The sequence below is a fragment of the Bradyrhizobium sp. UFLA05-89 genome, from assembly GCF_059803475.1.
In genome coordinates this window covers 18,793-42,349 of the sequence record NZ_JBANBA010000055.1, presented here as the reverse complement: position 1 = coordinate 42,349, position 23,557 = coordinate 18,793, and the positions used below count along the sequence as shown (strand labels likewise).

At 63.5% G+C, this 23,557-nt stretch carries 21 protein-coding genes and 1 pseudogene; 18 read left to right on the top strand and 4 right to left on the bottom strand.

Going from position 1 to position 23,557, the window contains the following annotated elements; genetic code table 11:
- Positions 1–23: 23 nt before the first annotated feature.
- The 5 genes from SO139_RS25855 (at position 24) to SO139_RS25835 (ending at position 4,867) form a co-directional block, all read left to right on the top strand.
- Positions 24–1,124 (top strand): LLM class flavin-dependent oxidoreductase, encoded by a 1,101-nt coding sequence (locus SO139_RS25855; protein ID WP_449378995.1) that lies wholly within the window; start codon positions 24–26, stop codon positions 1,122–1,124.
- A complete protein-coding gene (locus SO139_RS25850) occupies positions 1,121–2,059 on the top strand; it encodes an ABC transporter substrate-binding protein (protein WP_449378994.1) in 939 nt (312 codons plus the stop codon). The genes SO139_RS25855 and SO139_RS25850 overlap by 4 nt, the downstream gene beginning before the upstream one ends.
- Before the next feature lie 327 nt (positions 2,060–2,386).
- Positions 2,387–3,232: a CmcJ/NvfI family oxidoreductase gene (locus tag SO139_RS25845; protein WP_449378993.1), complete on the top strand. Its 846-nt coding sequence runs from the start codon at positions 2,387–2,389 to the stop codon at positions 3,230–3,232.
- Between the two features lie 104 nt (positions 3,233–3,336).
- A complete protein-coding gene (locus tag SO139_RS25840) occupies positions 3,337–3,636 on the top strand; it encodes a septal ring lytic transglycosylase RlpA family protein (protein WP_449378992.1) in 300 nt (99 codons plus the stop codon).
- Between the two features lie 61 nt (positions 3,637–3,697).
- Positions 3,698–4,867: a Gfo/Idh/MocA family protein gene (locus SO139_RS25835; protein WP_449378991.1), complete on the top strand. Its 1,170-nt coding sequence runs from the start codon at positions 3,698–3,700 to the stop codon at positions 4,865–4,867.
- A 175-nt stretch (positions 4,868–5,042) separates the two neighbouring features.
- On the opposite strand, the gene SO139_RS25830 is transcribed toward SO139_RS25835, so the two are convergent.
- The gene (locus tag SO139_RS25830; RefSeq protein WP_449378990.1) at positions 5,043–6,356 is read right to left on the bottom strand and encodes an ABC transporter substrate-binding protein; all 1,314 of its coding nucleotides are present in this window, start codon (positions 6,354–6,356) and stop codon (positions 5,043–5,045) included.
- A 167-nt stretch (positions 6,357–6,523) separates the two neighbouring features.
- On the opposite strand from SO139_RS25830, the gene SO139_RS25825 reads away from it, so the two are divergent.
- The 5 genes from SO139_RS25825 to SO139_RS25805 all read left to right on the top strand — a co-directional run bounded on the left by SO139_RS25825 (position 6,524) and on the right by SO139_RS25805 (position 12,255).
- Entirely contained in the window at positions 6,524–7,108 is a 585-nt protein-coding gene (locus SO139_RS25825) for a LysE family translocator (RefSeq protein WP_449378989.1), read from the top strand.
- A 342-nt stretch (positions 7,109–7,450) separates the two neighbouring features.
- Positions 7,451–8,581, top strand: a complete 1,131-nt coding sequence (locus tag SO139_RS25820) for a sugar ABC transporter substrate-binding protein (RefSeq protein ID WP_474799159.1) — start codon at positions 7,451–7,453, stop codon at positions 8,579–8,581.
- A gap of 65 nt (positions 8,582–8,646) precedes the next feature.
- Positions 8,647–10,194, top strand: coding sequence for a sugar ABC transporter ATP-binding protein (locus SO139_RS25815; RefSeq protein WP_449378987.1), 1,548 nt, complete (start codon positions 8,647–8,649; stop codon positions 10,192–10,194).
- Positions 10,187–11,299: an ABC transporter permease gene (locus SO139_RS25810; RefSeq protein ID WP_449378986.1), complete on the top strand. Its 1,113-nt coding sequence runs from the start codon at positions 10,187–10,189 to the stop codon at positions 11,297–11,299. The genes SO139_RS25815 and SO139_RS25810 overlap by 8 nt, the downstream gene beginning before the upstream one ends.
- On the top strand, positions 11,296–12,255 hold the full coding sequence (locus tag SO139_RS25805) for an ABC transporter permease (RefSeq protein ID WP_449378985.1): 960 nt from the start codon (positions 11,296–11,298) through the stop codon (positions 12,253–12,255). Before SO139_RS25810 ends, SO139_RS25805 begins: the two co-directional genes overlap by 4 nt.
- 7 nt (positions 12,256–12,262) lie before the next feature.
- On the opposite strand, the gene SO139_RS25800 is transcribed toward SO139_RS25805, so the two are convergent.
- On the bottom strand, positions 12,263–13,654 hold the full coding sequence (locus SO139_RS25800) for an aminotransferase-like domain-containing protein (RefSeq protein ID WP_449378984.1): 1,392 nt from the start codon (positions 13,652–13,654) through the stop codon (positions 12,263–12,265).
- A gap of 333 nt (positions 13,655–13,987) precedes the next feature.
- Between SO139_RS25800 and SO139_RS25795 the strand changes: the two genes are divergently transcribed.
- The 8 genes and pseudogenes from SO139_RS25795 (at position 13,988) to SO139_RS25760 (ending at position 20,912) form a co-directional block, all read left to right on the top strand.
- Positions 13,988–14,470: an MSMEG_0572/Sll0783 family nitrogen starvation response protein gene (locus tag SO139_RS25795; RefSeq protein WP_449378983.1), complete on the top strand. Its 483-nt coding sequence runs from the start codon at positions 13,988–13,990 to the stop codon at positions 14,468–14,470.
- Positions 14,471–14,509: 39 nt separating this feature from the next.
- Complete coding sequence (locus tag SO139_RS25790; protein WP_449378982.1) at positions 14,510–15,565, top strand: Nit6803 family nitrilase; 1,056 nt, start codon at positions 14,510–14,512, stop codon at positions 15,563–15,565.
- Positions 15,492–16,610, top strand: a complete 1,119-nt coding sequence (locus SO139_RS25785) for an MSMEG_0568 family radical SAM protein (protein ID WP_474799155.1) — start codon at positions 15,492–15,494, stop codon at positions 16,608–16,610. Before SO139_RS25790 ends, SO139_RS25785 begins: the two co-directional genes overlap by 74 nt.
- On the top strand, positions 16,607–17,155 hold the full coding sequence (locus SO139_RS25780) for an MSMEG_0567/Sll0786 family nitrogen starvation N-acetyltransferase (RefSeq protein WP_449378980.1): 549 nt from the start codon (positions 16,607–16,609) through the stop codon (positions 17,153–17,155). The genes SO139_RS25785 and SO139_RS25780 overlap by 4 nt, the downstream gene beginning before the upstream one ends.
- 2 nt (positions 17,156–17,157) lie before the next feature.
- Positions 17,158–18,153, top strand: coding sequence for a sll0787 family AIR synthase-like protein (locus SO139_RS25775; RefSeq protein ID WP_449378979.1), 996 nt, complete (start codon positions 17,158–17,160; stop codon positions 18,151–18,153).
- Complete coding sequence (locus tag SO139_RS25770) at positions 18,150–19,316, top strand: MSMEG_0565 family glycosyltransferase (protein ID WP_449378978.1); 1,167 nt, start codon at positions 18,150–18,152, stop codon at positions 19,314–19,316. The genes SO139_RS25775 and SO139_RS25770 overlap by 4 nt, the downstream gene beginning before the upstream one ends.
- A pseudogene (locus SO139_RS25765) lies at positions 19,309–19,595 on the top strand (MSMEG_0570 family nitrogen starvation response protein). Before SO139_RS25770 ends, SO139_RS25765 begins: the two are co-directional and overlap by 8 nt.
- Positions 19,596–19,607: 12 nt before the next feature.
- Complete coding sequence (locus SO139_RS25760; RefSeq protein ID WP_449378976.1) at positions 19,608–20,912, top strand: MSMEG_0569 family flavin-dependent oxidoreductase; 1,305 nt, start codon at positions 19,608–19,610, stop codon at positions 20,910–20,912.
- A gap of 250 nt (positions 20,913–21,162) precedes the next feature.
- Here SO139_RS25760 and SO139_RS25755 read toward each other — a convergent pair whose 3' ends face one another.
- Entirely contained in the window at positions 21,163–22,065 is a 903-nt protein-coding gene (locus SO139_RS25755; protein ID WP_449378975.1) for an SMP-30/gluconolactonase/LRE family protein, read from the bottom strand.
- 225 nt (positions 22,066–22,290) lie between these two features.
- On the bottom strand, positions 22,291–23,532 hold the full coding sequence (locus tag SO139_RS25750) for an ABC transporter substrate-binding protein (RefSeq protein WP_449378974.1): 1,242 nt from the start codon (positions 23,530–23,532) through the stop codon (positions 22,291–22,293).
- Positions 23,533–23,557: the final 25 nt, after the last annotated feature.

Genomic DNA, 23,557 nt, shown 5'->3' with positions numbered 1-23,557 from the left:
AAATCACACAGGAGACGAGATCAATGTCGATCGAGTTCATCGGCTTCATCAGCAACAACAATTCGTCCGAGACCGTCGTCCGCGAGGGGCCGGTCCTGAACCCCACCCATATCGAGGCGGTTGCCAAGGCGCACGAAAATGCCGGTTTCGATCGCGCGTTGCTCGCGTTCAATTCGACGAGCCCGGACGCCCTTCAGGTGGCCCAGCACGTGCTGAACGTCACCAATCGCCTCAATGTACTGATCGCGCAGCGTCCCGGCTTCACCGCGCCGACGCTGCTGGCGCGCCAGTTCGCGGTGCTCGATCAGCTCTCGCGCGGCCGCGTCGCGCTGCACGTCATCACCGGCGGCAATGCCACCGAGCTGCGGCAGGACGGCAACACGCTCGACGACAAGGACGAGCGTTACGCCCGCACCAGCGAATTCCTGGACATCGTGAGGCTGGAATGGACCAGTGACAAGCCCTTCACCTACAAGGGCAGGCACTACCAGGTCGAAAACGGATTTGCGCAGGTGAAGCCGTACAATCCGGGCGGAATTCGCATCTATTTCGGCGGCGCTTCCGATGCCGCCGTCGACGTCGCGGGCAAGCACGCCGACACCTTCGCGCTGTGGGGCGAATCCTATGCGCAGGTGCGTGACGTCACCTCACGCGTCCACAACGCGGCGGTAAGGCACGGCCGGCCGACGCCGCGCTTCAGCCTCTCCGTCCGGCCGATCATCGCCCTGACCGAAAAGCAGGCTTGGGAAAAGGCGGAAGCGATTCTGGCGCGTGCGAGCGAGCTTCAGGACAAGACCGGTTACCGCAAGCCGGCCGACGGTCATGCTACCGCCGGTGCACGGCGCCTGCTCGCGCTCGCCGACCAGGGCAGCCGCATCGACAAGCGTCTGTGGACCGAGATCGCAAAGCTGACGGGCGCCAACAGCAACACCACAGCGCTGGTCGGTACGCCCGAGCAGGTCGCCGAAGCCTTCGGCGACTACTACGACCTCGGCATTTCGCACTTCCTGATCCGCGGCTTCGATCCGCTGATCGATGCCATCGAATACGGCCGCGAACTGATCCCGCTTACGCGTGAGCTCATCGCCAAGCGTCAGGTCGCCCGCGGCGAGGCGGCGGAATGATCAGGCTGATGCTCGCCGGCGCGCTGCTGTTCGGTTCGTTCGACCTCGCAGCAGCGCAAACAACCTTGCGCGTCGGTGACCAGAAGGGCAATGCGCGGGCCGTGATGGAAGCGGCAGGCCAGCTCAACGATGTCCCGTACAAGATCGAGTGGAAGGAGTTTCCGGCGGCGGCGCCGCTGCTCGAGGCGCTGAGCGCCGGCGCGATCGAGACCGGGCTTGTCGGCGATGCGCCCTTCACCTTCGCGGCAGCCTCCGGCGCGCCGGTGAAGGCGATCGCGGCGAACCGGCAGACCGGCGAGAGCCTTGCAATCCTCGTGCCCGAGAACTCGCCGATCAAGAGCTTTGACGATCTGCGTGGCAAGAAGATCGCAACCGGCCGTGGCTCGATCGGCCATCAGCTCATCCTGGCGGCGTTGGAGAAGCGCGGCTGGAGCGCAACCGACGTGCAGATCACGTTCCTCGCGCCGTCGGATGCGAAGATCGCCTACACGCAAGGCTCAGTCGATGCATGGTCGACCTGGGAGCCCTATATCAGCCAGGAGGAGGTGCTGTTCAAGTCGCGTCATGTCATCACTTCCGAAGGCCTGACGCCAGGCCTCAGCTTCCAGGTCGCGCGGCCCGAGGCAATCCGCGACAAGCGGGCCGAGCTGACGGATTTCATCCGTCGACTCACCGCCGCGCGCGCCTGGTCGATCAACAACGTGAACAGCTATGCCGAGACCTGGGGCAAACTGATGAACATCCCGACCGCGGTGCCGCTCAACTGGCTCTCGCGCGCAAAAATCCGCGTCACGCCGATCGACGACAGCATGGTCACGGATGAGCAGGGCACGATCGATCTCTATTTCCGCTGGGGCCTGATCAAGCAGAAGCTCGACGCGGCGGAGATCGTCGATCGCAGCTTCTCGGACGCGATCGCGAAAGCGGGATTGTAGGCTGTTTCTCGTGTCCCGGACGCGGTGCAGCGCGCAGCGCTGCGCCGCAGAGCCGGGACCCACGCCGCACGGAGCGCTCTCGGCAACATGGGCCCCGGCTGAGCAGCGCGCCACTGCGTGATGCGCTGCATCCGGGGTACGAGACGTCACAAATACTCAAGCATTCGTGAGGTGAGAACGAGGTTTCCGTCTCGGCTGCCATTGTCGAAATATTCCTTCTGCGTTCTGCATTCCCGGTAACAGCTGCATTGCTATTTGCTCCGTGCCCCTTGCCGCACGATAGCTCCCATCAAAAATCAACCAGACGACCACATCGGGAGACCGGCCATGGGCCTGCAAGAAACAAAAATCGAATCGCTTCCCTTCGTCACAGCCGAGCTCAACTATCTCGCGCCCACATCCGGCAAACCCCGCACCTACGCGTTTGATCCGCCTCCTGGCGAGCCTAAAACCACCTCACTGCCTGAGCCGCATCAGGTTCCGATCTTCGACGGGCGTCTGATCGCGGACAACTTCTCGCTCGACCGCGAAGGCTTTGCGCTGGTGCGGCATCCGACGCGCGTGAAGGATTTTTACAACGACGAAGAGGTGAGGACGATCTACTATCCCGCCGTCGAAGCTTTTCTCCGCGCGACGCTGAAGGCCGATCGCGTCGTCATCTTCGATCACACCGTGCGCAAGCGTATCGATGGCGCCGCCGATATCCGCGGTGCAGGTCCGCGCCAGCCCGCAACGCGCGTCCATGTCGACCAGACCATCACCTCGGGCGCCAACCGTGTGCGCGAGCATCTGCCGGAAGAGGCCGAGGAGCTTCTCAAGGGCCGCGTGCAGGTCATCAATCTCTGGCGGCCGATCCGTGGTCCCTTGCGCGATTCTCCGCTCGCAATGGCCGACGGCACGACCGTTGCGCCCGACGATCTCGTCGCCTCCGACCTGATCTATCCCAACCGCCGCGGTGAAACCTATTCGGTGAAGTACAATCCGAACCATCGCTGGTTCTATTTCCCGGAGATGACGCCAGACGAAGCGCTGCTCTTGAAGTGCTATGATTCCGAGACCAACGGCCGAACCCGCTTCGGGCCGCACACCGCCTTCGTCGATCCGACCACGCCGGCCGATGCGCCCCCGCGCGAAAGCATCGAGCTGCGCACGCTGGTTTTTCACAAAATGTAACAATGTGTGATGACACTGTCGGTCTTGCACCGGCAGTAGTCCTGGAACTTCAGGGAACAGATTCACGTTTGCAGCGCCGGGCAGGGCCAACCCGGAGGGGTGCCGTGCGAGCGCTGACGATTTTATTGTTCTGTCTTGCTACCTTTTCTCTAGCGCATGCCGAAAACGGACTTGCCTCATATTACGGATACGGAAAAGCCGCCAGGAACGGCGAGTTGACCTGTGCCCACCGGACGCGGCCGTTCGGCAGCATGCTCACGGTGTCCTATGGCGCGCGCTCTATCCAATGCCGCGTCAACGATCGCGGTCCGTTCATCCGTGGCCGCATCGTCGATCTCTCCGTCCCTGCCGCTCGCGCGCTCGGTATGATGAGCGCAGGTGTGGTGCGGGTCTCAGTGCAATAGGCATACGTCTGCCCACAAGCTCGCTATAATGCCGCCCAAACACATGCCGAGGGGGGGCGCAATGGCGAAGATCAGGGTGGGGCTCGTAGGCTGCGGCTTCGTGTCGGAGCTGCACATGTATGCGTTGCGGCGCGTCTATGGCGTGGATGTCGAGGTTGTGGCTGTTGCCGCGCGCGGTGACCACGTCGTCGAATTCGCCCGCCGTCACCAGATTCCGCGCAGCTATCGCCGCTTCTCCGACCTGATTGCAGATGCCGATATCGACGTCGTCGACATCTGCACGCCGCCCAATCTGCACGCGACGATGATCGTTGCGGCCATGCAAGCCGGCAAGCATGTGATCTGCGAAAAACCCTTTGCCGGCTATTTCGGCCGCGAGGGCGACAGGCCGCCGATCGGGAAGCACGTGCCGAAGGCATTGATGTACGAGCGCGTGCTGGAGGAGATGGAGGCCACGCGCGACGCGATACAGCAAACCGGCAAGCTCTTCATGTATGCCGAGGACTGGGTCTACGCGCCGGCGGTGACCAAGATCGCGGAGATCATCAGGGCGACGAAGGACAAGATCCTGTTCATGAAAGGCGAGGAGAGCCATTCCGGCTCGCATGCCGCGCACGCCGCGCAATGGGCCATGACCGGCGGCGGCTCGCTGATCCGCATGGGCTGCCATCCGCTTTCCGCTGTGCTGTACCTGAAGCAGGTCGAGGCAAAGGCGCGTGGCGAGACGATACGTGTCGCGAGCGTCACCTGCGACGTCGGTAACGTCACCGCCGGTCTCAGGTCGGAGGAGCGCACCTACCTCAAGGCCAATCCGGTCGATGTCGAGGACTGGGGCACGCTCACCATCACCTTCTCCGACGGCACCAAGGCGACGGTGTTTTCCGGCGACATGATCATGGGCGGCGTGCGCAACCTGATCGAGACCTACACCAGCGGCGGCTCGCTGTTCGCCAACATCACGCCGAACACGCATCTGATGAGCTACCAGACCAGCGAGGAGAAGCTCGCCTCCGTCTACATCACCGAAAAGGTCGACCGCAAGACCGGCTGGCAATATGTCTGCCTCGAAGAGGAATGGACGCGCGGCTATTTGCAGGAGATCCAGGACTTCATGGAGTGCGTGGCGACCGGTCGCCAGCCGCTGTCGGATCTCGCGCTCGCCTATGAGACGATCAAGGTGAACTACGCCGGCTACTGGGCGGCGGAGGAGGGCAGGCGGGTGGTGTTGTGATGCTCTGGCGGCGCCGCAATGTCACCTCACCCGGCTTGCGGGGAGCGGTTTGGATCGCATCGAAAGATGCGATCCGGGTGAGGGGGACTCTCCGCGAATCCAACTGTCACCGTCCCCGTGGAGACTCCCCAATCCTCTCCGCAAGCGAGCGAGCGAGTGCAGCGTTGCGGTCAATTCACGATGCCGCGTAGGTCGAACCCTTCGGCAGCGGGAAGACCGGGTCCTGCGTTCTGATGCTCGTCGGCCACACCACCGAGATGTGCTCGCCGGCATTTTGCATCACGACCGGTGTCGAACGCTCGTTCTGGCCGGAGAGCGGCGTGCCCGGCGGAAAGAATTTCACGCCATAGCCCTGGATGGTGCCGCCCGCGGGGATGTCGACGTCGAGCGCGGCCTTGCGGATCGCATCGGGCTCGAAGCTGCCGTATTTTTCCTTCGCCACCGGCAGCACGTTGTTGAGCAGCACCCAGGTCTGGTTGAAACCCATCGAGCAGTGCGGCGGCACGTCGGTCGCGCCGGTCTTCGCCTGATAGCGCGAAACCATGGTCTTGATGAGATCGCCCATGCCGGGGGCGAGCTTCGACGGATCGAGCAACTGCGCGGGCACCGGGTCGATGTTGCAAAAATTGTCGATGTCCGCACCAAACGTCGTGCGCAACTTGTCGAGCTGGCTGTAGCCGGCTCCGGCGCCGAACAGCATCTTGAAGCGCAGCCCGCTCTCGCGCGCCTGGCGCAGGAACAGCGTGATGTCGGGATTGTATCCGGCATGCGAGATCACGTCGGCCTTGGCGCGCTTGATCTTCGTCACGAGCACCGAGAGGTCCGGCGCCGAGGCCGAATAGCCCTCGCGCAGCACCACCGACATCCCGGCTTCCTTGGCATAGGTCTCGTCGGCGGCGGCCACGCCCACTCCATAGGGGCCGTCCTCGTGGATCAGCGCGACCTTGACGTCCTTCGGATCCATGCCGAGCTTGCCTTTTGCATGCTCGGCGAGGAAACCCGCGAAGGCCTGGCCATACTGGTCGGAGTGAATCTGCGCGCGGAAAACGTATTGCAGGTTCTTGTCCTTGAACACGGCGGTCGAGACCGCGGTCGTGATCCAGAGGATCTTCTTCTGCTGCTCGACCTTTGCGGCGAGCGGCACCGCGTGTGCACTTGCATAGACTCCGATGAGGATGTCGACCTTCTCCTGGTCGATCAGGCGTGTGGCCTCGTTGATCGCGACGTCGGGCTTGCTCTGGGAGTCCGCGGCCACAGGGACGATCTTGGTCTTGCCGCCGATCCCGCCCTTCTCGTTGACGAGGTCGATCGCGATCTGTGCCCCGATCGAGGACGCAACCGAGCCGCCCGCCGCAAACGGGCCAGTCAGATCGTAGATCACACCGATGCGCAAAGTTTCAGCTTGTGCTTGGGCGCGTCTCCAATCGAGGCTGAGTGCGGCGGCGGCAGCCGCCGAGGTCTTCAGCAGCGTCCTGCGTGAAGTCGGCATCCTATCCTCCCTTCGAACCGTCGTTTGAGCGGCTTTATGCTTGTTTTTGCCGAGTATTTGGAGGGGATGGTGGAAAGTCAACATGCGCCGCACTAGGCAATTCGGACCTGCCGGCGGTCATGATCGAGATCAAGGTGCCCATTCGCCAGCCCAATTAACAAGGCGCCATGGATGTCGTCCCCTTCGTTGCTGCCACAGTCTCGCTGCTGGCAATTCCTGGCCCGACCAACACGCTGCTCGCCACCTCCGGTGCGTCGGTTGGCTGGTCGCGCTCGCTTCATCTGTTGGTGGCCGAACTCGCGGGTTACCTGCTGGCGATCCTGGCACTGCGCGCGCTGCTGGGCCCGCTGATGATCGCGGTGCCGATGCTCGGCACCATGTTGCGCATCGTGGTCGCGCTCTATCTGATTCATCTTGCCGTGCTGCTGTGGCGTCACGGCACCGATGACAGCGGCGGCCGTGCGCCGGTGACGTTTCAGCGCGTGCTGATCACGACCCTGCTCAATCCCAAGGCGATCATCTTTGCGTCCACCCTGCTGCCGCTCGAGCTCGGCGCTTTTGATCTCATGCCATGGCTCGTCTTGCTGGCGGCCCAGATCGTCACGATCGGCGCGGCCTGGATTGCGCTCGGCGTCTCGCTCGGCCGCGGGTGTGACGGAATCGGGCGTCCTGCTCTCGTCTACAAGCTCAGCGCGATTGTGCAGGTCGTACTCGCCGGGATGATCGGCACGCAATCGCTCGGGTTCGCTTAAGGCCGTCAAGCAGCCCCGCCTGACCAGATCGAGGCGGGTGGACATGGCCGATCAGCAGGCCGACGGCGCCACGTGCATTTTCCCCTGAGTATCATTCTTTTTTGCGCCGCTATCGGTGCGTCCTCACGCGCGCTGCACGAGGCCGCATTGCCTCCCGTTTTTGTGATGGATTTTTGCTGGCTTGTTCGGCGCGAGCCGAGGGCGACGATGGGCCTTCGGCTTGTGCGCATCGCAGATTGCATGCCATCCTAGCCGGGCAAATTGCATGGGAAGCCCAATTCCCAGCATGGCCCGTCGGCCACTTTAAGGGTTGGAAACGCAAAACGCTCAAGGAGAAGGGACATGGAATGGACGCATCGTCTTGCAGGGCTGGCTTGCGCCGGTCTCCTGCTATCCCCGGTCAGTGCTTTGGCAGGTCCCAAGGTCGTGTCCGGTCCGGGCGCCGATCCAGGATGTTTCAAGCCTTGGTCCAGCCAGACCAAGTTCTTCCAGTGGGATAAGAAGCCGGGGCCCTACAAGATCGCCCTCGTCAACGGCTTCGTCGGCAACACCTGGCGCATCCAGATGGTGAAGACGGCGAAGGCTTTTGCCGAACAGCCCGGCATCAAGGAGAACATCAAGGAATTCAAGGTGGTCTCGACCGGCACCGATGTTGCAGCGCAACTCGGCGCGATGGAGGACTTCATCAATCAGGGCTTTGACGGCATCGTCACCATCGCGGTGGCGCCCGACGGCTTCGACCGCATCATCCGTCTCGCCGACAAGAACAACGTGGTGGTCGTCCCCTTCGACAACATTCTCGACACCGACAAGGTGATGATGGTCAACGAGGACCAGAAGGAAATGGGCCGTATGTCGGCGAAATGGATCATGGATGAAAGCGGCAAGAAGTCCGGCGACATCCTGGAGGTCCGTGGCCTGCCCGGCAATTCGGTCGACCGTGACCGCCATATTGGCTTCCGCGAGGTGATGGAAGCGCCCGGCAACAGCTTCAAGATCACCGAAGTGGTCGGCAATTGGGATACCGGCACCTCGCAGAAGGTGACGGCGGACGCGCTTGCAGTGCACGGCCATTTCGACGGCGTGTTCACGCAAGGCGGCTCCGACGGTACTGTGCAGGCGATGATGTCGGCCAAGCATCCCTTCGTGCCGATGTCGGGCGAGGGCGAGAACGAGTTTCGCAAGCAGATCGCCGACCACGCCAAGGATGGCCTCAAGGGCATGTCCTATGGTCAGTCGCCGGCGCTGGTCGCCATCGCCATGAAGGCGGCGATCTCGGCACTTCAGGGCAATCCCATGCCGCAACTGATCTCGATCCCGATTCCGGTCGCGACCTACAAGGATCTCAAGCCCGGCACCAACTACTGGCCCGAGCTCAACGCGAACTTCTTCGCGCCGAACCAGTTCACGCCCTGCGGCGTGAATTTCACCGCGCCGGAGATCATGTCGCAAAGCGAAAAGAACACCCAGTGACCGAGTTGGAGATGCCTTGCTTGCGGCCCGGCCTCGGCCGGGCCGCGGCTGTGTGAGCACGCGCCATGTCGGATGCGGTCCCGTCGCAAGCGGCCTTTCTCGAACTGTCCGGCATTTCCAAACGCTACGCCGGCGTGCGGGCGCTGGAGGGCGTCGACTTCGCCTGTGAACGCGGTAAGATCCACGCCGTGCTGGGTGAGAACGGCGCCGGCAAATCGACGCTGATCAAGATCATCGCCGGTGTGGTGCAGCCTGACAGCGGCCGCATGCGCCTCGCCGGACATGACGTGAGCTTCGCGACGCCGTCGGCTGCCAATGCCGCCGGTGTGGTCTGCATCTTCCAGGAACTGTCGCTGATGCCCGACCTCTCGGTCGCGGACAACATCTCGATCGCCTCGCCGCCGCGCCGGTTCGGCCTGATCGACGCGCGGGCGCAGCGCCGCCGCGCCGAGGAGCTGCTGGCCGAGATCGGGTGCGAGGACGTCAACCCCTTGATGCGCGTCCGTGACCTGCCGCTGTCGCGCCGTCAGATCGTCGAGATCGCCAAGGCACTCGGCAAGAAGCCGCAGCTTTTGATCCTGGACGAGGCGACCTCGGCTCTCACCAGCGCCGACGTCGAGAAGGTCTATGCGATGCTGGCGCGGCTCAAGTCCGAGGGCGTTGCCATTCTCTACATCTCGCATCGCATGCACGAGGTCGAGGCGCTCGCCGACCGTGCCTCGGTGTTTCGCAACGGACGCCATATCGAAACCTTCGACAAGGGCAGGCGCTCGACCGCTGAGATCGTTCAGCTCATGATCGGTCGCGACATCGCGACTCAATATCCTGCCAAGCCGGCCCGTACCTCGGTGAAGCCGATGCTGGCGCTCGACAACCTGTCCTGGGAAGGTCGTCTCGATCGCATCTCGCTGCGCGTCGGCGCCGGCGAGATCGTCGGTCTCGGCGGCCTCGACGGCCAGGGCCAGAAATCCCTGCTGCTCGCATTGTTCGGCGTGCTGCGCGGCATTTCCGGGCGCATCACGGTCGAAGACCGCGAGGTGCGGCCGGGCTCACCCGCGGCTGCGAAGTCGGTCGGCATCGCGCTGGTGCCCGAGGATCGCAAGACCGAAGGCCTGATGCTGCCGATGTCGATATCAGACAATCTGGTGGTCGCCTCGCTCGACGCAATCTCGACCGGGCCTCTGGTCGACCGTGCCAAGGAGAACGAAGCTGTCAAGCGCGCCATCGCGCGGCTCCAGATCAAGATCGGCGCGCCCGGCGATGCGGTCTCGACGCTTTCTGGCGGAAACCAGCAGAAGGTGGTGCTCGCCAAGTGGCTGATGACCGAGCCGCGCATCATCCTGCTCAACGATCCCACCCGCGGCATCGACGTCGGCACCAAGCAGGAGCTCTACCGGTTGATGCGCGAGCTCGCCGACCAGGGCGCCGCCATCCTGTTCTACTCGACCGACTATGACGAGCTGATCGGCTGTTGCGACAGGGTGGCGATCATGTATGACGGCCGTATCGTGCGCGAGCTCGAGGGCAGCGAGCTCACCGAGACGAATATCATAGCGAGCGCGTTGAACATCGACGCCGCAGCGCCGGCTGGCACTGGGGCCGTCCATGCTTGACGATGTTGCCATCCGCGCCCGTCAGAACGTCGGCATCGTCACCGCTGTCCTGTTGTTCTGCGTCCTCTATGTCCTCTACAACCTTGCGCACCCCAAGGGCTTCTCCTCGGCCGTGCTGGTGCAGAACGGCGACGAGATCTTTGCGCTCGCCATGCTGGCCATGGCCCAGACCGTCCCCGTGCTGGCGTCGGGGCTCGATCTCTCGGTCGGCGCCGTCATGACCATGGTGGGATGCTTCGCGAGCTATCTGCTCACGGGCACGGCGGGAGGCACGCCGCTGCATCTGGATATCTTCGGCCTGCATCTCTTCCTCGGCACATTTCCCGGAGGCATCAGCGGCATCCTGCTCGGGATCGTCGTGTGCCTCGCCATCGGCGCGCTGGCCGGTTTCGTCAACGGCTGCGTCGTCGTTTATGGACGCATCCAGCCGATCATCGCCACGCTCGCGACCGGTGCGGTCTATATCGGCATCGCGCTGTTCCTGCGGCCGACGCCGGGCGGCAAGATCGACGAGGATCTCAACTGGGCGCTGACCAATTCGCTCGGCGATTTCGCCGCGACCGTGCATATCTTCGACGATGGTGCCGCAAGCTGGTTTGCGCCGGTGGCGTGGATTCCGGTGCCGTTCGTGCTGCTCGTCCTGATCGCGCTCCTCGTCTGGGTGCCGTTCCGCCGCTCCGTTCTCGGCCGCGCCGTTTATGCGGTCGGCTCGGCCGAAGGCGCAGCCTACATGTCAGGACTGCCGATCGACCGCGCCAAGATCGCGGCCTTCACGCTCGCCGGCTTCTTCGCCGGCTGCGGCGGTCTTTTCCTGGCGATCCAGACCTCCTCGGGCAATGCCGACATCCCGCAGGCCGGCGCCTATACGCTCAACTCCATCGCCTCCGTCGTGATCGGCGGCACCTCGCTACTCGGCGGCACCGGCAGCGCGATCGGCTCGATCTTCGGGGCGATGATCCTGCGCGTGATCTCCTTCTTGTTTCGCATCTTCGACATCGCGCCCCTGCTGCAACCGCTGTTCGAGGGCCTGATCCTGCTGGCGGCGGTGAGCATCGGCGCGCTCGGCGTCTTGCGCGTCAGGAACACGCTGGAGCTCTTTCGATGACGTCGGCCTCTCTCAGCCTCTCGCGCGACGACCGCCCGATCCTGATTGCGGCGCTGTTCATCCTCGTCATCCTCGTGGCGGGGACCGTCTATACGTTTGCCCGTTTCGGCAGCGCGCCGCTGCTGTCGCCGACCTATCTGTTGCAGCAGCTCCAGATCGGTGCCTTCCTCGGCATCGTGGCGGCCGGCATGATGATCGTGATCCTGATCGCCCAGATCGACCTGTCGGTGCCATGGACGCTGGCAGCCGCCGCCATGATGGCGACGTCGATCGGCGGACCGCTCGCCATTCCCGTCGGGCTCGGGATCGGGCTTCTGGTCGGGCTCGTCAACGGCATCGGCGTTGCTTACTTGCGCGTGCCCTCGATGATCTTCACGCTCGGTGTCAATGCGGTGATGCGCGGCCTGATGGTTGCCCATACCGGCGGCTACGCGCCGCAGACGGCCGCCACCGATTTGATGCGGTCGCTCGCCGCCGACCGCACGCTCGGGATTCCCAACGCCCTGTTCGTTTGGGCCGCGGTTTCCGTGCTGGTCGCAATCATGCTCCAGCGCACCGCGCTCGGCCGCTACATCTATGCCATCGGCAACAAGGAAGCGGCCGCATACCTGGCCGGCGTCGACACGCGCCGCGTCACCGTGATCTGCTTCGTCATCTGCGGCGGTGCGGCTGCGCTCGCCGGTGTGCTGCTCGCTGGCTATTCCACGAAAGCCTATCAGGGCATGGGCGATGCCTATCTATTGCCGGCGATCGCGGCGGTGGTGATCGGCGGCACCAACATTTTGGGCGGCCGCGGCCGCTATCTCGGCACGCTGATCGGCGTCGTGCTGATCGTGCTGCTCAACAGCGTGCTTTCGATCATGGACATGCCCGAGGCCGGCCGGCAGGTGATCTATGGCCTCGTCATCATCTTCATGCTGCTGGTCTATGGGCGCGGCGAACGGGTTACGAGCTAGTCTCGGATCAGAGAAACGACGACGCCAGAGCCGGCGTTTCGACGAGCGCATGAGCGGTGTACTCGAGTGCGACCCTGATCTGGGCCCGGGTCGCGGGACCGCCGATGCATATTCTCACGGCCTCGGGAGGCGGATCGCTCACGATGAAGGCATCGCTTGCGACGACACCGATGCCGGTCTGCCGCATATGCTCCACGAAAGCCGACCGATTCCATGGTTCGGGCAGCGCAACCCACAGGTTGAAGCTTAGGGGATCGCCACGATAGGACCCCTTGGGCAGGATTTCGGCGGCGAGCTTCTGTCGCGCCGAGGTCTCGGCGCGGATGAAGCGCAACATCGTGTCCGCGGTGCCGTCCTCGATCCACCGCGTGGCGATCGCCACGGTCAGCGGCGATGCCATCACGGTCGCCGATCTCAGCGCAGAGGCAAACGGCCAGGCCGAGCGCGTATCGGGCACGACGACGTAGGCGGCTCGCAAGCCCGCTCCGATGCATTTCGCCAGTCCCGCGACGTGCCAGGTCAGATCGGGCGCGATCGCGGCAAAAGGCGCGTGGCCGTGGCCGTGCTCGGGAATGAAGCCATAGGCATCATCCTCGATGATCGGCAGCTTGAATCGCCGCGCGATCGCCACGATCTCGCGCCGCCGCGGATCAGGAATCGTCAGGGTCGTAGGATTCTGCAGCGTCGGATTGAGGTAGATGGCCTTGGGCTTCAGTTTCTTGCACGCGTTAGTCAGCACCTCCGGATCGATGCCGTCAGCGTCCATCGGCAGGCCGACGAGGGTGATGCCGAGCTGCGCGGCGATGGACCTGATGCCGGGATAGGTGATGGCCTCGCACAGCACCACCTCGCCCGCTTTCGCAAGGATCGAGAGGATGCCGAGCAGCGCCGGATGCGCCCCCGGCGAGACGAAGATGCGGCTCTGTGCCGGCACTAGCGCACGGCGGCCGAGCCAGCTCGATGCGGCATCCTTGTCGGCCTGCGTGCCGCCAAAACCCTGATAGCGTAGGAGCGGTACGATGTCGCGCAGCACATATTCGGCGCCGGCCTGCATGCGCTCGATCAATTCGGGATCATCGGGCTCGGGGGGCAGGTTCATCGACAGGTCGACCGGACGGGGCGGGAAGCTCGTCGCCGCCGAGCGCCGCGGTCGCGGCTTGTCGCGAACGAAGGTTCCCTGTCCGACCTTCGATTCGATCAGCCCGCGCTTCTGGGCTTCGACATAGCCGCGCGCAACGGTGGTGAAATCAACATCGAGGCGCTTCGCCAATTTTCGTTGCGGCGGCAAACGGTCACCGATCACAAGCCGTCCGGCGGCAATATCATCGGCGATTGCGTCTGCGATTGCGAGATAGCGAGGCTTGTCGCTGTTCGATAGATCGGGTCGCCAATCGGCCATTGCGTTCAGTCCCAGGAGATTACGTCAGTAGAATTGACTGTATATTGTTGCAAGTTTCAACGCAATTGCGTCGCACCTCCGCATCGCCTGAGGTCTCCGCTCCGCGGAATGGATTGCACAACGATCAAGCGCGCTGCACAGCATTTTTCAGGCAGTTTTTTCACGCGCAGTGGAGGCATATCCAAATCCAGTCAGGTCTCCAGTCAACCATGACTGCATAATTGGATGCAAATTGTATGTTGTGATGATTTGTAATGCAGAACGTCGCTTGGCACATTGATTGCAAAAACCTGATCTCGATCCGGGAGGCCCGGACGTGAACAGGAGGTGTCTATGCCAGCAGTGAACATGCCCGCGCGACAGAAGGGCGACTTTCTTGTCGATTACGAAGAGAAGGTTTTCGAGGACATCAAAGCAAAGCCGGGTGAGAAGGCGCTGGTCACCTTCCACACCGTCGCGTTCGAGGGCTCCATCGGTCTCGTCAACATTCTCCAGGCGCTGCGCCTGAAGCGGAAGGGCTTCGAGACCTCGGTTCTGCTTTATGGTCCCGGCGTCACGCTCGGCATTCAGCGTGGCTTCCCGAAGATCGGTGACGAAGCGTTTCCCGGCGCGCAGAACTTCAACAATCAGCTTGCAAAGTTCATGGATGAAGGCGGCAAGGTCTATGCCTGCCGGTTCGCGCTGCAAGCGCTTTACGGCCATGGCGAGCCGTCGCTCATTCCCGGCATCCGTCCGATCAATCCGCTCGATGTGCTCGATCTCATCCTGCTTCATCGCAGGGACGACGCGTTCATGATCCACACCTGGACCGTCTGACCTCGGTTGGCCCACACGACGGACGAGGGAGGAAGCACAGTGACAGCGAAACGTACGGTCCGAGCTGGCGCGATTCAGATCGCGCCGGATCTGGACACGCCGACCGGAACGGTTGACCGGATTCTGGCCGCCATCGCAGAGGCCGCCGGCAAAGGAGTCGAGTTCGCCGTTTTTCCGGAGACGTTCGTTCCCTGGTACCCGTATTTCTCCTTCGTTCGTCCGCCGGTCCTGAGCGGCGCCGAGCATATCCAGCTCTACGACAACGCCGTCGTCGTGCCCGGTCCCGTCACGGATGCGGTGGGACAGGCGGCCAGGCGTCACGGCATGGTGGTGGTGCTCGGCGTCAACGAGCGCGATCACGGTTCGCTCTACAACACCCAGCTCGTGTTCGATGCGAACGGCGCCCTGCTGCTCAAGCGCCGCAAGATCACCCCGACGTTCCACGAGCGCATGATCTGGGGGCAGGGCGATGGCGCGGGGTTGAAGGTGATCGAGACTGCGGTTGGCCGTGTCGGCGCGCTGGCCTGCTGGGAGCACTATAATCCGCTGGCCCGCTACGCGCTGATGGCCCAGCATGAAGAAATCCACGCCGCGCAGTTTCCGGGATCGCTGGTCGGTCAGGTCTTTGCCGACCAGATCGAGGTGACAATCCGGCATCACGCGCTGGAAAGCGGATGCTTCGTCGTCAACGCCACCGGATGGCTGACCGAGGAGCAGATTGCGAAAATCTCGCCCGAGGAAGGCCTGCGCAAAGGCCTCCGCGGCGGCTGCATGACCGCGATCGTATCGCCGGAAGGCAATCATCTGGTGCCGCCGCTAACCAGCGGCGAGGGGATCCTCGTCGCCGATCTCGATCTCGCGCTGATCACCAAGCGCAAACGGATGATGGACTCGGTCGGGCACTACGCCCGGCCGGAGCTTTTGTCGCTGGTGCTGAACGACCGCCCCGCGCGCCCCATGCACGGCCTTCACCCGAACCGCCTCATGCCCATTCCGGGAGACCAATCAGATGAGACCGCAGATGCCGCAACCCAAGGCGATCCCGACCGAGCAGCTGATCAACGAATTGCAGTCCTTCGGAGTCCGGCTCGCTGATCCCAAGACCGGGGCCACCGGCCGCCGCGGCGGTGCCGGGCCGTCGGACCATACGCCGTTCACGATCGACGGCGCGACCGTGATGATTCCGGTCCACAATGCGCCGGCCTTCGAGAGTCCCTATCTCGTCGAGCGGCCGGACGAGGCCGGGCGCAGCCGCATCTCGCGCGACGGCGTGGCGCTCGCAGACGTCTCGTTTCCGCTGCGGCCAAAATTCTACGACCGCGTGACCGAGGACGGCATTCCCTTCTGGAAGATCGCGACGCTGCACGGGCGCGACGTGCTCGCCACGACCGTGCTGCAAACCTGCATTCGTTACCAGAGTCGCACCAAGACCTGCCAGTTCTGCGCCATCGGCCAGTCGCTCGCGGCGGGACGCACGGTCGAGCGCAAGACACCGGCGCAGCTTGCAGAAGTCGCAAAGGTGGCTGTCGAGCTCGACGGTGTTCGCCACATGGTCATGACGACGGGTACGCCACATACGTCCGACCGCGGCGCCGGCATCCTTGCGGAAAGTGCGCAGGCCATAAAAGCCGCCGTTGACCTGCCGATCCAGGCGCAATGCGAGCCGCCGGATGATATCGCCTGGTTCCAGCGCATGAAGGATGCAGGCGTCGACGCGCTCGGCATGCATCTGGAAGTCATCGGGCCTGACGTGCGCCAGAGGATCATGCCGGGCAAGGCGCAGGTGTCGATCGAGGCCTATATGGACGCTTTCGCTGCTGCCGTCCCGGTCTTCGGGCGCGGCCAGGTCTCGACCTACATCCTCGCCGGGCTTGGCGATGAGCCTTCTGAAATTCTCGCGCTATCGCGCCGGCTCATCGATATCGGCGTCTATCCCTTCGTCGTCCCGTTCGTGCCGATCGCCGGCACGCCGCTGGAGAGCCATCCGACGCCGTCTCCGGCGTTCATGCACGAGATCCTGCGCCCGCTCGCCGAAATGCTGCGCGTGGGCGGTTTGCGCGCAATCGACATCAAGGCAGGCTGCGGCAAATGCGGAGCCTGCTCGGCACTATCAACCTATGAGCGCGGAGCAAGCGCATGATATTCGAGCCGTTCAAACCGTTCATCGCACCCGAATTCCAGGTCAAGTTCGTAACCGAAACCTGGGAGCTCGCTGCCGCTACCGCTTTGCGGCGCAAGGTCTTCTGCGAAGAGCAGCACGTCTTTTCAGGCGATGATCGCGACCCGGTCGACGACGTCGCCATTCCGCTCGTCGCCGTGTCACTGCTTGGTGTGGTCGAGGATGATGTCGTCGGCACCGTGCGCATTCACGCCGACGAACACGAAGCGGATGTCTGGTGGGGCTCCCGGCTTGCCGTCGAAAAGAACTATCGCCGGCTCAGTGCCGTCGGGGCTGGCCTGATCCGGCTCGCCGTCTCCTCTGCGCACGCGCGTGGCTGCCGGCGCTTCCTTGCGAATGTGCAGAGCCAGAACGCGCTTTTGTTCCAGCACATGCACTGGCATTCGCTGGGCGAATTCGAGCTCCATGGCCGGCCGCACCATCGGATGGAAGCCGACCTCGATCACTATCCGCCGTTCCGGACGCCCGAGACCGGCTTCCTGTCGCTTGCAAGACTGGCGGCCTGATCATGCTGACGGATGCCGCACTCAAAAGTCTTGCCGAAAGGCTCCGCCGAAGTCGCGGCATCGCGGCGAAGGCCGACATTGCGGCCGTCGCGGCCGCGCTCGATCTGTCGGGCAGCGACGCCATCGCGGTGGGTGATGACTGTGCGGCCATCCCGGATGGCGACGGCTACACTCTGTTCGCCATCGAAGGCTTCATGAACGAATTCGTTGCCGCCGATCCCTGGTTCGCCGGCTGGTGCGGCGCCATGGTCAACATTTCCGACGTCGCCGCGATGGGCGGACGGCCGACCGCGATCGTCAACGCGATCTGGTCCAATGGTGCGGACAAGGCAGCGCCCATTCTCGAAGGATTGAAGGCCGCCGCAAAAACCTTTGGCGTACCCGTCATCGGCGGGCACACCAATGTGCGCAGCAGCCAAAGTCAGTTTGCCGTCGCAATTCTCGGCCGTGCCAAAAGGGTTCTCACCAGCTTCGACGCTCGGGCCGGTGACAAGCTCATCGCGGCGATCGATCTGCGCGGCCGTTATCGCGAGCCATTCGCGAATTGGGAAGCTGCGACCGACGCGCCCGCGGAGCGGCTCCGCGGCGATCTGGAAATCCTTCCGTCCATCGCCGAGTCCGGGCTCGCGCTCGCCGCCAAGGACATCAGCCAGGGCGGTATCGTCGGGACCGCGGCGATGCTCGCCGAGTGCTCGCAGGTCGCCATCACGCTGGATGTTGATGCGATTCCGATTCCCGCCGGTGCACCGCTCGAACGCTGGCTGCTGACGTTCCCCAGCTTCGGCTATCTCCTGTCGGTGAAGCCCGAATACGTCGATGAGACGATCTCGCGCTTTCAGCGACGCGGCATCGCGGCAGCGGACATCGGGGAGGTTGCTGCTGGAGCGACCGTCGACATTCACACGGCTTCCGGCCGCGCAACGGTCTGGGATTTTTCGGAGCAGCCGCTGATCGGCTGTGCGCCTCGCCAGAGCAGCCCGCAACGGAGCGTGGCATGAGTGGCGGTTCGTCCCAGCTTCGCATCGCGATCCTCACGCACTCGATCAATCCACGGGGTGGCGTGGTCCACGCGCTCGCGCTTGCGGACGCTCTGGCGCAGCTCGGCCATAGGCCGGTCGTGCACGCACCCGACCCCACAGGCAGAGGCTTCTTCCGCCGCACCGTCGCCTCGACGTGCTCAGTGCCTGCATCGCCCGTCTCGGGCGACGTCGTTGCGATGGTCGAAACGCGCATTGCGGACTATGTCAGGCATTTCGAGGATTTGGCGCATCGGCAGTATGACGTCTTCCACGCCCAGGACGGCATCTCCGGCAATGCGCTCGCGACGCTGAAGCAGCGCGGCCTGATCCGGCGCTATGTGCGTACGGTCCATCACATCGATGCGTTCGGGGACGAACGGCTCTGCGAGCTCGACCGTCGCTCGATCGTCCGCGCCGACGGCCTGTTCGTCGTCAGCCGATTTTGGCAGGAGCAACTGAAGACAGAGATGTCCCGTACGGCGACGCTGGTCGGCAACGGTGTCGACACGGTGTGCTATTCGGCCGCGTCGGCATCCGCCGACGAGGTGCTGCGCGCCCGGCTCGGCCTTCGCGGAGCCCCGATCCTGCTCTCGATCGGCGGCGTCGAGCAGCGCAAGAATACGCTCGGCATTCTCGATGCCTTCCGGCAGGTGCACGCCGTGCACCGGTCCGCGCAGGTCGTCATCGCGGGCGGCGCTTCGCTTCTCGACCATGGCCTCTACCGGCAACAGTTCAAGTCACGGCTGCGGGATGCCGGATTGCCGGCGGACGCCGTGATCGAGACCGGCCCCTTGATGGATGCCGAAATGCCGTCGCTCTATCGCCTTGCCGATGCGTTGGTGTTTCCGTCCTTGCGCGAAGGCTTTGGCCTGGCGGTGCTGGAAGCGATGGCCAGCGGCGTGCCGGCGGTGGTGTCGCACATTGAGCCATTCACGGAATATCTTGGCCCCGACGACGTCGCCTGGTGCGATCCGCATCACGCGGGCTCGATCGCGGACGCTGTCCTCAGTGCGCTCACGGACCCCCTTCGCTCGCGTCTGATCGCGAACGGCACCAGACTCGTCCGGCGTCATGACTGGAGCCGTACCGCCAAGGCTCACGTGCCGACCTATCAGGACATGTGCGAGGTGCACTATGCCTGAGATGCACTTCAACGTGCGTTGGCCCGATGCGCGAATTGAGGCCTGCTATTCGCCCTCGCTCGTCATCAAGGATCATTTCGTCCCGGGCGCGACCTATACGCTCGCCGAATTCCGCGAGCGCAGCCGCACCGCGCTGACCATCGCGCTGAGCGCGTCCGCGAGAGGTACGGCTTTCTCTGCTCGCGCGCGCTCGGGCAGCTGGCCCACATCGAAGCAATGGCAACCCGGTTCGAGGCCACGCCCGGAGCGTCCGTCACCATCGTCTCGTTCGAAGAATAGCAGGAGCTGATCATGTCTGACCTTCATACTCACTATCCGGTCGTCGTGATCGGCGGCGGCCAGGCCGGCCTTGCGATGAGCGCGCAGCTCAAGAAGCACGGCATCGGGCATGTCGTGTTGGAGAAGAACACCATCGCCCATTCCTGGAAGACGCAGCGCTGGGACGCGTTCTGCCTCGTGACGCCGAACTGGCAGTGCCAGCTTCCCGGCTTTCCTTACACCGGCAAGGATCCGCACGGTTTCATGCTGCGCGACGAGATCGTCTCCTATATCGAGGATTTTGCGAAACACATCGGTGCGCCGATCCGCGAAGGTGTCGCCGTCACGCGGCTGAGGCAGGCAGGTCGCGGATTCAGGCTCGAGACGAACGCCGGCGAGATCGCCGCTGACCACGTCGTGCTGGCCGTCAGCGGCTATCACATCCCGAAAGTGCCGCCGTTTGCGCAGCGCCTCGATCCAGCTATCACGCAGATCCATTCATCGGCCTACCGCAAACCGGTTCAGTTGCCACCGGGCGAGATCCTCGTGGTGGGAAGCGGGCAATCGGGCTGTCAGATCGCCGAAGACCTGCATCTGGGCGGCCGCAAGGTGCATCTGGCCGTCGGCAGCGCGCCGCGATGCCCGCGCTTCTATCGCGGCCGCGATGCGGTCGACTGGCTTGACGATCTCGGCCAGTATAACCTGCCGGTCGATCAGCATTCGCTCAAAGACGGGGTTCGCAAGAACGCCAACCACTATTTGACCGGACGGGACGGGGGCCGCGACATCGACCTGCGCAAATTCGCCCTCGAGGGTATGAAGCTCTACGGTCGTCTCGGGGACGGCCACGGGACATCCTTGCAGCTTGGCGATGATCTTCAGGCCAATCTCGACAATGCCGATCGGGTGTACAATGGCATCTGCCGACTGATCGACGAACACATCGCCAAGAATAAAATCGCGGCGCCTGTGACGCCTCACTATGAACCCGTGTGGTCTCCCATTGCGGCGCCGACGGAGCTCGATCTCGCAGAGAGCGGCATCACCAGCATCATCTGGACGACCGGCTTCCGGTCCGATTGGTCGTGGGTCGACCTGCCGATGTTCGATGGCACCGGTTATCCAACCCACAAGCGAGGCATCACGTCGGTCGACGGCGCCTATGTCATCGGATTGCCATGGCTCCACACCTGGGGCTCGGGCCGGTTTGTCGGCGTCGGACGAGATGCAGAGTTTGTTGCGGACCACATCAAAGAGCGCGCGAGCGCTCCGCACGCCGACGCGCATCAAGCCGGCAGACACGATGCCTCGCACTATGCAGCGCGAGTAGCCGTGTAACACCGCTCGCGCGAATGGCGGCCACAAGCCGTCGCGGACAGCCTGAACAGCGAGGAGAACAGCCTTCTCCCTGCAACCCCAAGCTACGTCTGATCCCACGGCCCGATGATGGCATCATGCCCCTGATTTGCCCGACGTGTCAAATGATTTCGCAAAATCGTAAATCATCACGCCGTTCGCCACCGGCTACTTTGCATGGGGTTGTTTTCGATATTTTTTTGTGTGGTTGCGCCGAGCTTCGCGGCACTCCCTAAACTGCCGCGCGCGTGTTGAGATAGATCGAGTAGAGCGAAGTCTGGCCGCAGATGTAGAGCCGGTTGCGGCGCGGGCCGCCGAAGCACACGTTGGCGACGATTTCACCGACCGGAACCGTGCCGATATGCGTGCCATCAGGCGCGTAACAGAACACGCTGCGGCCTGCCGACGTCCAGATATTGCCGTGGATGTCGCAGCGGAAGCCGTCGTAGAGACCCTCCTGACAGGTGGCGAACAGTGTGGCGTCTCCGGACGTCTGCTGTCCCTCCACCTTGTAGGACCAGATCGTCGCGGGCAGCCCGGGGACATGCGTGGCGCCGGTGTCGGCGACGTAGAGCCGCGTCTCGTCGGGCGAGAAGGCCAGTCCGTTGGGTTGCACCCGGTCGGACACGACGCGCGTGATGGCGCCGGTGCTGCCGTCGATCCGGTAGACGTTGCTGGCGCCGATCTCGGACGGGCTCTGCTGCCCCTCGTAGTCGCTGTCGATGCCGTAGGTCGGATCGGAGAACCAGATCGAGTCGTCGGACTTGACCACGACGTCGTTGGGCGAGTTGAGCCGGCGGCCATCGAACTGGTCGGCCAGCACGGTGACCGAGCCGTCGTGCTCGGTGCGGGTGACGCGCCTCATGAAATGCTCGCAGCTGACCAGCCGTCCCTGGCGATCGGTCGTATTGCCGTTGGAGTTGAAGCTGGGCGAGCGGAACACCGACACCGATGCATCGGTCTCGTCAAACCGCATCATCCGGTTGTTGGGAATGTCGGACCAGACGAGGTAGCGACCGGCCGGGAAATAGGCTGGGCCTTCGGCCCAGCGGCAGCCAGTGAAAAGCTTTTCGATATTGACATGACCGATGACGAGCCGCTCGAACCGCGGGTCGTGGGTGACATAGGGGAGCATGGGTCCTCCGCGATGATAACTTGGGACGCGCCTAGTCGTCGGGCGCGTCCCCTAGCCATAGCGCACTGCGCGCCGCAGGTTCTGAGACGCCTGCGTGCTGTTGACGGTCACTCTGATCGACCCTGCGAAATTTGCAAGTGGCGCTTCATCGGAGCAACGTGCTGAGAAAAGAATGCAAATGCCCGGGACGAGCCCGGGCATGACGTGTTTGAGTGGGTACAGCCGTTACTGCGACAGTTTCACGAAGTTGGGAAACTTGAGCTTCCCTTCCGCGATCTTCTGCGGCCAGACCGTGATCTGCTTGCCGTCCTGCCACTGGAAGACCAGGCCGGTCACCGCACCGGGGCCCGACTTGATGCCGTGGGTGAACTCGTCGCTCTTGCCATAGAACTGGATGCGACCGATCGTGCCCTCGAAGTCGGTCTTCTCCAGCTCGGCAACCATCTTGTCCGGATCGGTCGAGCCGGCGCGCTTGATTGCATCCGTGATGATGTAGACCTCGTCATAGGCGGTATAGCCGGTATAGGCCGGCGGCGTGCCGAACTTGGCCTTGAAGGCCGCCGCGAACGGTTTCGTCCTCGGCGTCACCGCGACGTCGGGCGTTGCGACCGCCAGCGATGGCACGCCGTCGGCCGCGCCGTTGGTGTCATTCCAGAAGGTCGGGCTCAAGGCCTGCGCGCTGATGCCGAACATCGGGATCGGCACCTGCTGGTTCTTCCACTGCACCGTCGGCTGCACGCCGACATGCGAGATGCCGGTCACGATCACGTCCGGCTTCTTGCTCTCCATGTTGTTGAAGATCGGCGTGAAGTCGGTGGTGTCAGGCGAGAAGCGTACATGCTCGACGACCTTCAGGCCGGCCTTGGGCAGACAGGCTTCGTAACCGACGTCGAGCGGCTTGGTCCAGGCAGCATCCTCGCTCATGATCGCGACCGTCTTGAACTTGAGCTGGTCGACGAGCAGATCCTTTGCGGCATCACAGACGAGCTGCGCCTGCGCGGCAGAGGTCAGGTAGCCGTGGAATGTATATTTGTTCTTGTCGTAGTCATTATGGATCGCCTTGGTGATCTCGTTCGACGCAGCGCCCGGCGTGATCAACGGCATCTTCAGCCGTGCCGCCCACGGCTCGAGCGCCAGCACGACCTCGCTGATATAGCTTGCGATCACCGCGGAAACCTTGTCCTCGCTCACCGCACGCTGGAACGCGCGGACGGAATCGGCCGAAGAGCTCTTGTTGTCGTAGGTGACGATCTCGATCTTGCGGCCGAGCACACCGCCCTTGGCATTTATCTCGTCAGCGGCGATCTGCGCGCCGCCCGGCGTCGCCGCACCCGCGATCGACTGTACCTCGGCGATGACGCCGATCTTGATGGGATCATTGGACTGCGCATAAGCGGGCGCTGCGAGGCACAGCGCCAGCGCAGAAGCGAGAAGGAGGGCATTGCTCGGACACGTCGGTAGTCGCATGGTCGTCTCCCTTTGCTTGTTACCG